This is a genomic window from Photobacterium atrarenae, assembly GCF_024380015.1.
In the GTDB taxonomy this organism is placed as follows: Bacteria; Pseudomonadota; Gammaproteobacteria; order Enterobacterales; family Vibrionaceae; genus Photobacterium; species Photobacterium atrarenae.
Window position 1 is genome coordinate 823,304 of sequence record NZ_CP101509.1, and the last position, 13,708, is coordinate 837,011.

Here is a 13,708-nt window from a genome sequence, read left to right on the forward strand (position 1 = left end):
AGCTGTCTTGCAGCTGGCTTTTTTTATGTGTGCCGTTTGGGTGTTTCGCGGTAATCTGATTGGATCTTTAGCGGATCAATGATCAAGGAAGAGATAGTTCTGCCAGCTCTTCATTCGGATCAGCACTTTGCGCATCACCGAGACGTGTTCGAAACTATCCGAGTAGACTGCAATCTCAACACTGGCACCCTGCGGCAGCTGATAGGGGCTCAGGTCATCAGTGATTTTTAGTTTCACCAACGGCCGCCCCTGATTTTGCAGCAAGGTACTGCTGTAAAGCGCACCGGCTGCCTGGACTTGCCCCTCTCCAATGGCCGGCAGCACTTCAACCACTTCGCCGGCGAAGGTCTTACCGGGCAGGGCACTGAAAATAAAGTCAGCTTTAAAACCCGGCTTCAGGCGCAGCAGGGAGTTCTGACGAAATGCCCCGACATAAAATTGTTCTTCCTGGTGAATAAAGGTCATCACCGGGCGTAGCGGGACCGGAACCGCCATCATCCCCGGTCGGAGCGCGACCTGGGTGGCGTAGCCATCGGTTGGCGCTTCCACCACGGTCTGGCTGAGGTTAAATTGTGCCTGGGTGAGCAGGGCACGGATCTTGGCGACGGTGGTATTTTCCCCCCTTATTTCAGACTCGAAAGCCAGTTTGGCCCGGCGCTCTTCGGCCTGGGCTGCTTCCAGTGTTGCTTCGGCACTGAGATAAAACTGACGTCGGTTGTCGACATCGGCCCGGGTAAAGGCGCCGCGTTTGAAGCCCTTTTCATAACGCCTGAACTGCTGCAGGGTCCGATCCCGTTCGGCCTGGGCTTTGGCCGTGGCGGCCTGGGCCGACTTGTAGCTCGCTTCCAGTCCGAGAACTGTCTGTTCGGCTTCGGCCAGTGCCGCTTCCTGCAGGCGGACTTCCGCTTCAAATGGGGTCGGGTCAATCTTGAATAAGATATCGCCTTTTTTCAATGGCTGGTTGGCGGTAACGGGCACTTCAATCACTTTGCCCCTGACACCGGGGACAATGGGGGTCGAGACATAGAACTGGCCGCCGAAATTGGTATGTGGATGGTTATAGTTCATCAAGAGGATCAAGGTGCCGATGAGAATGATTCCGCCCAGTACCGCTGTCGGTACGGTCCACTTGTTCAGGGGGATCTTGAATATTTTGAAGATGGCAACGCACAACGCCGCGTAGGTTAGAATCAGTAAGAGATCCATCAGCGTTCTCCTCTCGTTTCGGAGCTGCTTTCGGTGGTATTGGCGGCGGCTTGCCGGGCCTGGGTGAGTTCGAGTTGGGTGACTTTCTCGCTGAGTTTCTCGATCTGCTTGTTCAGCTTGAGGACTTCATGATGTAGCTCATGCTGCTCGTTCTGGATCTGGGTAAAGCCCCAGCCGCGATCTTCGCGCCATAGCGTGGCCCAAATCCACAAAAACGGCCACAGTACATGCAGGGTAAACAGGCTCACCCAACCGGCATAGTGAATTGCATCCTGATGGGGATGATTGCGCTTTTTGGCAATTTCATAGGGAATATCGTGGAGCGCGATGATGCCGTAAAACAAAAAAATTGCGACAAAAACCAAGACCCCTAATGCAAAATAATCGAGAAACATGGCGGCTCCTTCTGATGCGGTAGTCAACCCGCAAGTTGGTCAGGCCCGGTAAGATCCGGCTGTCAGGTGACGGGCCTGAGGGTCGTTTCGGACATACATAAAAAGTAGCACTAAATCACGGTGTTATTATCGTGCTTGCCGGTTGGCACGGGCGCGGCGCTGAACGAATGGCAAAGCAGCGGGAGAACGCGACTATTTTTACGATTTTGTTGCAGTTTTACGGTATCCTGCCGCTATATAATACAAATCGTAGTAAATAAGGGTGCATCCTAGCTTGTTAAAGCGCTATTTCTGAGCACTTGCTTACTGTGATTGGTATAACAAGATCAATATTGTTTCTATGAGGGGTTATGTCGAACCTGGTTATTGGTTTAAGCCTGGCTGGTGGTGCACTGGTGGCGGTGGTGGCGCATTATTTTGCGGTCATGAATCGCCAGCGCCGCAACCAACAGGCGCAGGTCCTGAAAGATCAGAAATACAAACGGGTCCTGGAAAAGGCCAAGATTGCCGAACGCGAGGAAAAAATATTTAAAGCCAATACCGGTCACATTGCCAGCCAGCTGTCGCTGGCCAAAGAGTACGAGATGATCAGTCTCGGTAAGGCGATTTTCTGGTATCACAAGGCGGCGGAGCTGGGTAATGAGATTGCCCAGAATGCGCTGGCACGCCTGTGCCGAATGGATCCGTCCGACTCGGAAGGGGAGGCCAAGTCCCGTTATTGGGAGCAGGTGGTTCGGGCCAAGCAACGCGACCCGGAAGCATTATTCAAACTCGGATCATACCAGTACCAGGGCTACGGGGTTGCGGTGGATCTGGCATCGGCAATTGAACACATGACGCAAGCCGCCGAGCAGGATCATGTCGACGCGCAACTGTTTCTGGGAGACTGGTATGTGGCGGAGAGTAACCCGGATAAAATGCCGCTGCTGGCGTTCGGCTGGCGCGCCCGGGCGGCGCTGAATGAGAGCGTCAAAGGTTACATCAAAATGGCTTATTGCTATCAGGCCGGGATTGGGGTGGCGAAAGATCGGCGCCGGGCGATTTACTGGCTGGAGCGGGCAGCGGAAGCTGGCAGTACCGAGGGCCAGTACCTGGCGGCGAAGATGCACCTCAGCAGTGATCCTCATGACAGCGCCATTGCGTATGTCTGGTATTCGATTGCACACGCCTTCGGTCACCCGGAGGCACGCACAGAGCGGGATGAAGCGGCCCAGTCGATCGCGATAGATGCGATTCTGTCGGCGCAAAGCGTGGCGAACTCGGTGTACAAAACACTCAAGCATCCGCCGGTCGCGCGTCATGGGGTGATTGCCGTGCTGGATAAAGTCTATGACCGCCAGCGATACCGGCCGGATGAGCAGGTGCTGGGATCGTTGTCAGCCGGTGAGTTGGCCGGCAATGCTGAACAGGCCGATACCCTGGCCAGTCGGGATGGGGAGCCAGGGTCCGGTGAAGGAAGGGCGTCTGATGAGTCGAACTTCGGTGCTGCACCAGCAGCTGAGCTGACTGGCGTACCAGAGGTGAATCAAACGGCTGCCAATGAATACCGGGAGCAGGGCTGGGCGACGTCCTGGGATCAACTCACGGCAGAAACCCAGCCATATAACGCACCGAAAGATCCGTCGACGGCCCGCAACTCCTGAGTGAAGTTGCTGCGGTGAGTTGAGGTCACGACAGATAATGGAGTAACTGCGGCATCGCGGTAATGGTGGTGACCTGAGGGTGTTCGATGGGGCGGGTGTAGGGATTCGCCGCAAAATGGAAGGTGCGGATCCCGGCGTTGATCCCCGCCTGAACGCCTTTCGGGGTATCGTCGACAAACACGCATTCGGCCAGCGTCATGCCCATATGCATGGCGGCAAAATGGAGGATATCCGGCTCCGGCTTCCAGCTGTTGGCTTCAAAGCCACTGAACAGTTTCCCCTCAAAGTAAGGTAACAAATCCGTCAGGCTGAGGGTGTGCTCAATTTTACTGACCGGGGCGTTGGAGGCGATACACATTTCACAGCCCTGGGCAGCCAGGGTGGCCAGCATATCCGGTACACCGGGGATCGGGGACAACCCCTGTTCAAACAGACGCCGGCACTCTTCCCGGTACAAGGGCTCCAGCGTGTCGACGGACACAGCCACCCCGGCTCGCTCCCGGGTTGCTGCCAGGATATCAGTGAGCTTGCCGCCCTGAAAGTGGCGCAGGCATTCCTCCAGGCTCAGCCGGGCATCAAAGCGGTTGAATACATTGACCAAGGCCTGGTTCCCCAGCGTCTCGCTGTCGACCAGGGTGCCGTCACAGTCAAAGATGACGCAGCGAATATCTGACTGTTCCGTTACTGTGTCGTCTAATCCATTCATCATGGCCGTCCAAATGGGCTGCTGTCATATACATCTCATTGTTAATACCTCAACTCTGGTTCTACAACTGGCATATGAAGGTTTTGCTATCTTTATCGTACTTAGAGTGGGATTTTTGTGCGTTCTGAGAGTTGGCGCTCATGCTATGCAGAGGTGTGGGCGTTCATTGTCAAGCAGGGGAAACGAGACGGAGCCATGGCCCCGCAGGTTTCGCATCAGATAGTCCGGATAATAAAGGCCGCTGGATGGGGCGGGCTCGCTGCGGTTATCCTTGTTGGGTTATTTGTCAGTGAATGATGGGAACCTGAAGTAAGATGGTATTGTGCTATCTGTTGGCTGGGCCGTGGTCGCTTCCAGCAAAGGCTGCGGCTCATCGATTGTGCGGCTGGGTTGTGACAGTTCGCAGTGGTTCAGGATAAAGACGACAATAATAAGGGGTGGCCTATGTCATCATCCATTTTTCCTTCGTGGCTTGGTGGCTATGAAGTTCGTGAGCATATCAAAAATCCGAATATTACCGTTGGTGAGCATACCTACTATTCCGGGTATTACCACGATAAACATTTTGAAGATCACTGTGTCCGATACTTGTTGGGCGATCATTCCAGCCGGGCGGTGTGGGAGTCCGGGATCTTTGGCGATGTAGATAAACTCGAGATTGGTAAATATTGCTCCATCGCCTCCGGAGCAATATTTATGCTAGCCGGAAACCAGGGACACCGACATAACTGGATCTCTTCATTTCCGTTTGATGTCAGCAAGTTTGGCAATAAAGTGAAATCCGGGTTTGAGCGGGCCGGTGATACCGTGATTGGCAACGATGTCTGGATTGGCACTGAATGTGTGATCATGCCGGGAGTCAAAATCGGTGATGGGGCCGTGATTGGTGCCCGGGCGGTGGTCACTAAAAATGTTGCGCCTTATGCTGTGGTGGTCGGCAACCCGGGTCAGGAGGTGAAAAAACGCTTCAGTGACGCGGAGATCGCGATGTTGCTGGAAATGAAGTGGTGGGACTGGCCGCTGCAGAGATTGCAGGCGAATATGGACTTGATGTGCAGCTCGGATATCGAACCGTTGTTTGAGCGCTTTCGTCACTTTCCCAGTGATGATTGACGTCGGCTCCATCGTTCTCGGCTGAAAAAACTCCCGGATGCGATCTAACAATGCCCGCATGTGTTTGCGGGCTTTTTTGAGCGGTTAGTTGAGCCAGGAAGTGCCCCGCAGATCAGGGCTTCAGGCGGACGAGTTCTTCCGGGCTGATTGGCCGGGTGTAGTCGATATTGTCAAACCCGAAGCCATTCAGGTTCAGGAAGTCATTCAGGTAGCCGTCCATATCGCCCAGCTCACGGAAGTTCTTGGCTGTCATTTGTGTCAGTAAGCGGCTGACTTCCTGCTGGACATCCTCACTGAGCTCCCAGTCATCGACTCGGATCAGCCGCTGGTGGTCAGTGATCACCGGTCCGCTATCCGGATAGAGGCGGTGGCTGAGCAGGCGCTGCATCTGCTCGATACAACCTTCATGTAGCCCTTTGGCTTTCATCACCTGAAACAGGGCCAGCAGATAGGGGGAGAGGCCGGGAATAAAGACGCTGGCTTTGGTGATCAGCGCTTTGCAAACCGCCACATAGGCTTCGCCGCCAACCGTGGCCAGTTGCTGGTGGAGCTGATCGGCTGTTTGGTGCAGATGTGCCTTGGCACGACCCAGCGTACCGTGATGATAGATCGGGTTCGTATGCGACGAGCCGATATAGGAATAGGCCATGGTTTTACAACCGGGCGCCAGTACATCGGCCTGGATAAGGGTCTCGATCCAGCTTGCCCAGTCCTCTCCGCCCATCACTTTGACGGTGTTATGGATCTCCTGCTCTGTCGCTGGGGGCAGGATGGTTTCAGTCAGGATCTGCCGCTCCAGATCCAGCGTTGTGCCCTGATAGGGCTTGCCGATCGGCTTGATACTGGAGCGCCAGAACTCGCCGGTTGCCGGATCAGGGCGGACGCCGCTAGCCAGGCTGTAGACAATCAGATCCACTTGACCGTCAAATTGCGCGCGTAGGGTATCAATCACTTGTTGGCGGATGGCCGGTGAAAATGCATCGCCCACTAAGTTGACGGCCTTGATGCCAGCTTGCTCAGCGGCCTGCCGGAAATAGATATTGTTATACCAGCCGGCACTGCCGGTGCCTTTTTCTGACGGGCCGCGCTCGAAAGAAACGCCCAGGGTTTCGGTTTGTGCGCCGCCGAATGCCAGTGCAATCCGGGTGGCGAGGCCAAAGCCGGACGAAGCGCCGAGGATCAGCGCCCGTTTCGGTCCCTGGCTGATTGGGTTTGCGGTTCGGCAATAGCTGATTTGGCGGCGGATTGCTTCTTTACAGCCGTGGGGGTGTGCGGAGCGGGCGATCACGCCTTGAATCATAGGTTTGATAATCATCGATTTGGATATCCTGAATCATTGCATATGCATTCGGATTGACCTGGCTTATGAACCGAATGTATACGTTAATAGTTGAGTGATCACTCTTAAAATTGAATGTACAGACCCACCCAGATGGTATTTTGACCAAGAGTAAACGTTTTCGGTGCTTGAAATTTGATCTCCCCCAGTAAAAACTCAATTTTTATTAATTTTTTAAGGCTAAAAGTTGAGTTATTCAAAAAAAATTGAATAATGTAATCAAAATACATAATGCTGAGACCATGCTGCTCCACACATGACTCAGTGATTATACCAACGTGTTACGGGATGCCGCCTTGATCAGGGCGCTCCCTGAGCCAACCTAAACTGATGAGATAACGATGAGCAATTCTCTTGTACTGGTAATCAACTCTGGTAGCTCTTCACTGAAGTTTGCACTGATTGATACTGTCAACGGTGAAGCGACCCTAAGTGGCTTGGGTGAATGTTTCGGTTTGCCTGAGGCAAACGTGAGCTGGAAAATCAACGGCGAAAAACAGCAAGTGCAACTGGAAGCGTCGGGTAACCATCACCAGCAGGCTGTCGATCGGATTGTTGCGCTGCTTGATGAGCTGGGTATGAAGCAAGATATCGTTGCGATTGGTCACCGTGTGGTTCACGGTGGCGAGAAGTTTACTCAGACGGTGAAGGTTGACGACACGGTTTTGGAAGAGATTGAGAAACTGAGCGATCTGGCACCGCTGCACAATCCGGCCCACGTGATTGGCATGCGTGCGACCATGAAAGCCTTCCCGGCCCTGTCTCAGTACGCTGTATTCGATACGGCCTTCCACCAATCCATGCCGGCCAAAGCCTACACCGGCGCCATCTCCCGCAAACTGTACAACGACTATGGCATTCGTCGCTACGGCTTCCACGGGACCAGCCACTACTTCGTCAGCCGTGAAGCGGCCAAAGTGATCAACAAGCCGGTGGAAAAAAGTAACTTTATCTCAGTTCACCTCGGCAATGGCGCTTCGGTTTGTGCGGTGAAGAACGGCAAGAGCGTTGACACCAGCATGGGCTTCACCCCGCTGGCCGGCCTGATGATGGGTACCCGATGTGGCGACCTGGACCCGAGTATCATTGAGTTCCTGCTGAAAAAAGGCTGGAGCCAGGAAGATGTGTTCAACGAGCTGAACAAGAACTCGGGTCTGTTGGGTGTTTCCGGCCTGACCAGCGACTGCCGGGGCATCGTCGAGGCGATGGAAGAAGGCCACGAAGGCGCGACGCTGGCATTCGAGATTTTCTGTTACCGTGTGGCCAAGTACATTGGTTCTTACATGGTGGCGCTGGATGAGCTGGATGCGATTATCTTCACCGCCGGGATTGGTGAAAACTCCCTGCCTGTTCGCAGCAAGATTCTGGAAAACCTGAAGATCTTTGGTTACCGCGAAGATGCAGAAGCGAACGCGGCAGCGCGCTTTGGCAACAAAGGTATTATTACTCAGCCAAGCACTCCGGTTGCCATGGTGATCCCAACCAATGAAGAGTGGGTCATTGCCAAGCAGTCGATGGAAATGCTGCATAGCTAACTCTGGCGCAGATCACAGACGATACAGATAAACCCCCGGGCTCCTTGAGCCCGGGGTTTTGTTATCTGGGGTTCCAAAACATTTCGTTTACTGTTTTGATTCCAAGTCCGGTGGCCGGATAATTGTGACCGGGTTGTTAGTTTTTGAAGTGTTTGCGAAAGAATATTATTGCTTGACGTGTTCGGGCAAGGGTGTACTCAAAGTACCATGTTGCAGTTTTTAATTTCTAACTTTGATTTATTTTAGAAATATAAAACCATATCAAATCAATATGGCAGAGTTATATTTGAGATCTGGGATCAATTCATAATACGAAAGTATATTCATATCGTTTCTTTTGTGTCAGCCTCAGCACTGATCTTGTACGACAAGGAAGTTACTGATGAATAACCTGATTGTTTTATGTCCCCCGAAAATTTTACTCCAGCACTCAGCTTCGGATCTGCTTGCGGCTGCCGGTGAAGCGGCGGTGTTTTTTACCTGTGCGAGCGGTCGCGATGCGCTGACAAGGCATCTGCCCGAGTCATTCGTCGTACATTATTCCGAGCGTTTTAACGACAATCCGCAGGTTGAACTTGAGGTTTACCAGGCCGCGCGGCAGATGGACAACCCGCTGGTGGTGGCCCTGGCTGAAATTGACTTGTTGCGGGCCGCGCGGGTCAATGATCGGCTGGGTGTGACGGAAGGCTGTGAGGCGCGGGTGCACTACTACCGGGACAAGTTCCTGATGAAAACGCGGGCGGCGGAGTCCGGGATCCCGGTGGCGGCCATGTCGACGCTCAATCATGCCACCGAGCTGGATCGGTTCATTGAGCAGCATGGCTATCCGGTGGTTGCTAAGCCGCGCGATGGCCGGGGATCAAACGGGGTGACAGTGATCCGCAATGATGAAGACGCCAAGGCCTACCTTGCCCGGCAGGATGGCACCAGTTTCTTCAACCTGATGGTCGAAACGTTTGTTAAAGGAGAGCATTACCAGACCAATGGCTTGTTTGTCGGCGGTCGTCCGGTGTTGATCTCCACCAGCAAGGCCCTGTCATCTTGTCTGGACTTTCTTGCCGGTGAAGCGCTGGGCTTGCAAATGCTGGAGCCGGACTCGCCGCTGGCACAGCGGATTGCGTCGTTGGCAACCAGGCTGATCACCGAGGTTCTGCCGTCCGAGCCGACCATGCTGTTCCATCTGGAAGTCTTTGTCCGGCCAGACGGGGAAATTGTCCTGGGTGAAATTGCCTGTCGCCTCGGTGGCTGCTTCGTCAATGATGAGCACCGGGCCGCCTGGGGACTGGATCTGCGGATGGCGTATCTGGCGCACATGCGAGATCCCGAGAAGCTCGCCGTGCCGATACAGCGCCCTGCGGTGCTGGCCGGACAACTGCTGGTTCCGCCGATGGCCGGCAAGCTGCTGAGCGCACCGACGCAGTGTGATTGGGACTATGTTGAGAAATACGCCTTCACCGGCCGGATCGGGGAAGTGTATACCCCGATGGCCTTTACCAATGGTGAGATCATGAGCGCGATTGTACTTGGCCGGACGGAGTCGGAAGTTGAGTCTCGCCTCGGTGAACTGCATCAGTGGTTTGTGGGGCAGGCGGACTGGGCGCCGGTGTGAGCCATTGATGATAGCCGGTGTTCTGCGCCATCGCTGTAAGCAAGCATTGCGGTGCAATATGGCGCTAACCGGCGGCGGAAGTAATACAAGGGTGCTTGAGAGTTTGCGCCCTGAAAAAGAGGTTGTTGTATGATCGGTGCTCTGGTGTTGTCACTGTGTGGATCCATTTTGTTTTCCTGGCTCCAGCTCCCGCTGGGCGCTATGTTCGGGGCCATTGTGTTCCTGATGGTTGCTGGGAAAGCCGGGCTCCGGCTTTCCCTGCCTGCCCCGACCCTGACCTTCGTTCAGCTGGTACTGGGGATAGGCGTCGGCGTCATGGTTCCGAGTGATTTATCGGCGGTGAACTTTCCTCCTCTGATGCTGCTTGGGTTGGTGGCCTGCATGATCGGCCAGGTCACCATATCTTATCTGTGGCTGCATAAAAGAGAGCAGTGGTCGAAAACGGACAGTTTGCTGGGATCGGTGCCGGGTGCAATGGCGGCTGTTCTGGTGCTTAATGAAGCGCAGCAAAAGCCATCAGGCAAAGTGGTGTTTACCCATACGGTTCGCCTGATCACCCTGGTGATCCTCTCCGGGGTGATTGCTGCTGATAATCAGCCGGTCGCATTCAGCTTTTTCACCGGCCAAGAATCCTATTGGTTGCTGGCTGTGGCTGCTGTGGCTTGGGGAAGCGGCGTACTGCTGGAGAAAATCGGCACACCGGCGCCCTATATGGTGACCGGAATGCTGACAGCGATTGCTGTCGGCAGCATGATGCCGGCGGCCAGCCTGGCTATCCCACCGGGGCTAGTGTTCATCGCAACGTCTGCGCTGGGTGCTCTGATCGGGATCCGGCTGGTGGATGTCAGCGGTGGGGAATTCATTACCCATATGCGCTCGGGCGTGATTGCAACGGCCCTTAGTTTGGGGGTGACGTTGCTCTTTGCGTTTGTGTTTAGCCAGGTGCTGGCGCAGAGCTTTGTCGTGTTGCTGATGTCCTGGGTACCGGGCAGCATTGAAGCGATGACTGTGGCAGCCATTTACTTGGGGCTTGAGCCGGCACTGATCATGCTTAACCATATTACCCGGATGGTGATCCTCCACTCACTGCCGTTGGCGGTGAAGCCGTTTCTTCGCCCGGGCCGTGAAGTCCGACGTAGCGAAGGATGATGTTAAGGCTTTGTGCTATTCATGCTTGAAGTCGTATCGGTGCCTATCGCTATGGAAGCAAATGGCGCCGTTTAGCTGTGAGTATGGCTTTGGTGGCTGGTGTTCCGTGATTGGTATAGGCCATTTCCAGATGTTTTAGCCCAATCCGCTGGTCAGCACAGCGCAGGATATTGATTAGTCCCCATCGGGCATCAAATGACTTTGTCATCAGCATCGCTTTAGGGGGGAGCGATATGCTCGTCTCTGTGTTTAGCGCTTGTCTTCCCGGCCGGGGCCGGGAAGACAAGGGATCAATTGAGACTGCAGGCGGGCTGAGGTGCGTGGTCGGGCCGCATTTCAATCTCGACGAAAGAGCGCAGATGCAGTTGGGACATTGCATCAAGCAGCAACTCAACATGTTCCGGCCGGGCTCCGTTACCCATCAGTCCGATCCGCCAGACTTTTCCGGCCAACTCGCCAATTCCGCCGCCGATTTCAATCTGGTACTCATTCATCAACTGCTCTCGGAACATCTGATCATCCATATAGTCCGGGATCAGAATGGTTGTCAGTTGCGGCAGTTGAGAGGCCTTATCAACCAGGCATTCCAGCCCCAGCGTTTCAAGTCCGGAGACCAGAAGTTCCTGGCATTCGGCATGACGCGCGATCAGTGTATCCTGACCTTCTTCCAGTAGGTTGGACAGCCCCTGGTGCAGACCGTACAGGGCATTGATCGGCGCCGTATGGTGGTAGGCCCGGGAGGATATATCCCAGTAATTGCTGATCAGCGACAGATCCAGGAACCAGCTTGGGATCGGAGATTGCCGCTGGGTCAGTTTGGTTACCGCTCGCTCGCTCAAGCTGATTGGTGACAGCCCCGGCGGGCAAGACAGGCACTTTTGGGTGCCGGAGAAAATGGCATCAATACCCCATTCATTGACTTTGACCTCGACGCCACCTAGCGAAGTGACCGCATCGACAATTGTCAGGGCACCAAACTCGCGGGCAACGGCGCACAGCGCTTGTGCGTCGTTGAGTACCCCGGTTGAGGTCTCGCCGTGAACAAAGCACACAGATTTGGCATCCGGGTTTCGGGTCAGGGTGTCACGCAGGGCATTTGGAGCAATCGGCTGGCCCCAGGCAGCACGTATTTCGACGACATTGCCGCCGATTTTTCTTGCACTGTCGGCGATCCGCTGCCCGAAAGCCCCGTTGATGCAGACCACGACTTTTTCACCCGGCTCGATCAGGTTGGCGACGCAGGCTTCCATCCCGGCTGAGCCCGGACCGGACAGTGGGATCGTCAGGGCGTTACGGGTCTGGAATAACTGCTGTAACATCTGCTTGATTTCATTCATCAGCGCAAAACACTGCTTATCCAAATGGCCGATGGTCGGCTGCGACGTCGCCGCCAGAACCGATTCATCAACCGGTGACGGGCCGGGGCCTAATAACAAGGTAGATTCCGGGATAAAGGAAAGGTGCATGTGAACTCCTAGGATTTGGCCAGAGACAGGGAATAGTCGCGTTCAGTCGTCATGAATTTCTCGACGCTGTCGGCACAGGCATGGGCGTGCCGGACAATAATGTCCAGGGCACTGGTAAACAGGAAGCGTCCGCTGGTTAACTCACCGATGGCAAAGATGCTGGTGTTCATCTTGCCGTCTTTGCAGAACAGGCCGTAATCGTACTTGCATACATCCAGGCCGCCGAACCGGTTCTCGACACTGGTGCCGCTCTCGATCAGGCTCCGGAGCAACGGCGAGTCGATTTGATTGAGTGATTTCGGGCTGCCGGTGGCATAGATCACCTTGCCGGTTGGGGCACTGGTGCCATTGCAGTGAACGGTCAACTGGCCGTCTTCGACCTTTACAGACGTAGGACCGGCAACAAACTTCAATTGCCCGGAGCGCAGGTAGCCCAGCATTTTCTCGGCATTTTCGGCCGGAATGGAGACGCGCAGCGACATGGCTGAGGAGACGAACTGCTTCATGAAGCGATCCTGATCCTCGGTGCGCAGGCGGTCCCAGATTTGATCGATGCCACTATTGGTATCGTACAGAATGGCCTGCCAGCCACGGTCTTGTTTGGCCAGTGCCAGCTCTTTGGTCAGAAATTCTTCCAGGTTGCTGATCGGCGGGTTCGGCAGCGGCAGTTCTTCGAAATAGTCATGTTCGGTCTGGGCTTGGTAGCGTTCGCGCTCCAGCTGGTACAGATCGCCCAGTTTGTAGAAGTCGAGTTCCGGGCAATGTTCGGCAATGTAATCCGGAGTCAGGTAGGCATTCTTATAGCGGCCCTGGGTGCCGCGCACGAATGGGAAGTAGCCACTGCGTGAATAAATGGTGATTGGACCGGTATGGCCGCCCTCGATTAGGCCAATTGTCGCATCAATCGCACTGAGCCGGGCACCGATGATCGCCACACTGTCTTCGGCGGCAACTTGCCGTTGCAGTTCACGCGTCGGGTACGGCGAGTGGATAATGTCGTGGCTGTACGGCGGCAGCATGGCGGACTGTTGCTGGGTACCGCAGGCCAGTACGACTTTTCCGGCATTGATCACGGTGCCGCTTTGGGTCACGACGTTGACCTGATCTTTTTCAACTTGCTCGACTTTGATTGCTTCGTCGCGGAGCACTTTGACCTGAATCCCGCTGCGCCGGGCATCGGCGCAGACGACGGAAAACGCATCTTTCATGTACATGCCGAACAGGGCCCGTGGGGCGTAGGTATCGCGGGTTATTTCCAGCTCAGGATAATCGGGTTTCCATTTATATTCGTTACATTCCAGCCACTGATAAAAATCGCCGGGATGATCTTTAAATACCGTAATATAACCGGCCTTGGTATTTAAAAGGTTTGACTTTAAATCACTGAAATACGCATTTCCCGGCCCGATTTCTTTGGATTTCTCTAAGATAGTCAGTGACAGTTGATTTAATTTTTCTTTTAGGTTTTTTTTCAGCAGGGCATCCATAAAAGAGATGCAGGAAGCCCCACCGCCAACGATGACGATGTTTGTTTTCACGGTAATATC

Annotated in this window: 11 protein-coding genes; 5 read left to right on the top strand and 6 right to left on the bottom strand. The window is 54.4% G+C overall.

Translation table 11 applies throughout. The features are described from left to right. Window positions 1–75: 75 nt before the first annotated feature. Both NNL38_RS19715 and NNL38_RS19720 read right to left on the bottom strand, forming a co-directional pair. Window positions 76–1,206: an HlyD family secretion protein gene (locus NNL38_RS19715; RefSeq protein WP_255392147.1), complete on the bottom strand. Its 1,131-nt coding sequence runs from the start codon at window positions 1,204–1,206 to the stop codon at window positions 76–78. Continuing rightward, the gene (locus NNL38_RS19720) at window positions 1,206–1,601 is read right to left on the bottom strand and encodes a DUF3302 domain-containing protein (RefSeq protein ID WP_255392148.1); all 396 of its coding nucleotides are present in this window, start codon (window positions 1,599–1,601) and stop codon (window positions 1,206–1,208) included. Before NNL38_RS19720 ends, NNL38_RS19715 begins: the two co-directional genes overlap by 1 nt. Before the next feature lie 350 nt (window positions 1,602–1,951). Here NNL38_RS19720 and NNL38_RS19725 point away from each other — a divergent pair, with 350 nt between their 5' ends. Further along, on the top strand, window positions 1,952–3,244 hold the full coding sequence (locus tag NNL38_RS19725; RefSeq protein ID WP_255392150.1) for a tetratricopeptide repeat protein: 1,293 nt from the start codon (window positions 1,952–1,954) through the stop codon (window positions 3,242–3,244). A gap of 25 nt (window positions 3,245–3,269) precedes the next feature. Here NNL38_RS19725 and yieH read toward each other — a convergent pair whose 3' ends face one another. Continuing rightward, a complete protein-coding gene (gene yieH / locus NNL38_RS19730; protein WP_439651426.1) occupies window positions 3,270–3,950 on the bottom strand; it encodes a 6-phosphogluconate phosphatase in 681 nt (226 codons plus the stop codon). Between the two features lie 444 nt (window positions 3,951–4,394). On the opposite strand from yieH, the gene NNL38_RS19735 reads away from it, so the two are divergent. Further along, window positions 4,395–5,063 carry a CatB-related O-acetyltransferase gene (locus tag NNL38_RS19735; protein ID WP_255392153.1) on the top strand — a complete coding sequence of 223 codons (669 nt, stop codon included), beginning with the start codon at window positions 4,395–4,397 and terminating at the stop codon, window positions 5,061–5,063. Window positions 5,064–5,175: 112 nt separating this feature from the next. On the opposite strand, the gene fabV is transcribed toward NNL38_RS19735, so the two are convergent. Next, complete coding sequence (gene fabV, locus NNL38_RS19740; RefSeq protein WP_255392154.1) at window positions 5,176–6,378, bottom strand: enoyl-ACP reductase FabV; 1,203 nt, start codon at window positions 6,376–6,378, stop codon at window positions 5,176–5,178. A gap of 365 nt (window positions 6,379–6,743) precedes the next feature. On the opposite strand from fabV, the gene NNL38_RS19745 reads away from it, so the two are divergent. The 3 genes from NNL38_RS19745 to NNL38_RS19755 all read left to right on the top strand — a co-directional run bounded on the left by NNL38_RS19745 (window position 6,744) and on the right by NNL38_RS19755 (window position 10,695). Then, window positions 6,744–7,937 carry an acetate/propionate family kinase gene (locus tag NNL38_RS19745; RefSeq protein ID WP_255392156.1) on the top strand — a complete coding sequence of 398 codons (1,194 nt, stop codon included), beginning with the start codon at window positions 6,744–6,746 and terminating at the stop codon, window positions 7,935–7,937. Window positions 7,938–8,319: 382 nt separating this feature from the next. Beyond that, window positions 8,320–9,546: an ATP-grasp domain-containing protein gene (locus tag NNL38_RS19750; RefSeq protein ID WP_255392157.1), complete on the top strand. Its 1,227-nt coding sequence runs from the start codon at window positions 8,320–8,322 to the stop codon at window positions 9,544–9,546. A 129-nt stretch (window positions 9,547–9,675) separates the two neighbouring features. Then, entirely contained in the window at window positions 9,676–10,695 is a 1,020-nt protein-coding gene (locus tag NNL38_RS19755) for an AbrB family transcriptional regulator (protein ID WP_255392158.1), read from the top strand. Between the two features lie 290 nt (window positions 10,696–10,985). Here the strand turns inward: NNL38_RS19755 and NNL38_RS19760 are convergent, their stop codons facing one another. After that, the gene (locus NNL38_RS19760) at window positions 10,986–12,161 is read right to left on the bottom strand and encodes a pyridoxal-phosphate-dependent aminotransferase family protein (RefSeq protein WP_255392159.1); all 1,176 of its coding nucleotides are present in this window, start codon (window positions 12,159–12,161) and stop codon (window positions 10,986–10,988) included. An 8-nt stretch (window positions 12,162–12,169) separates the two neighbouring features. Continuing rightward, on the bottom strand, window positions 12,170–13,699 hold the full coding sequence (locus NNL38_RS19765) for an FAD/NAD(P)-binding protein (protein WP_255392160.1): 1,530 nt from the start codon (window positions 13,697–13,699) through the stop codon (window positions 12,170–12,172). Window positions 13,700–13,708 lie beyond the last annotated feature (9 nt).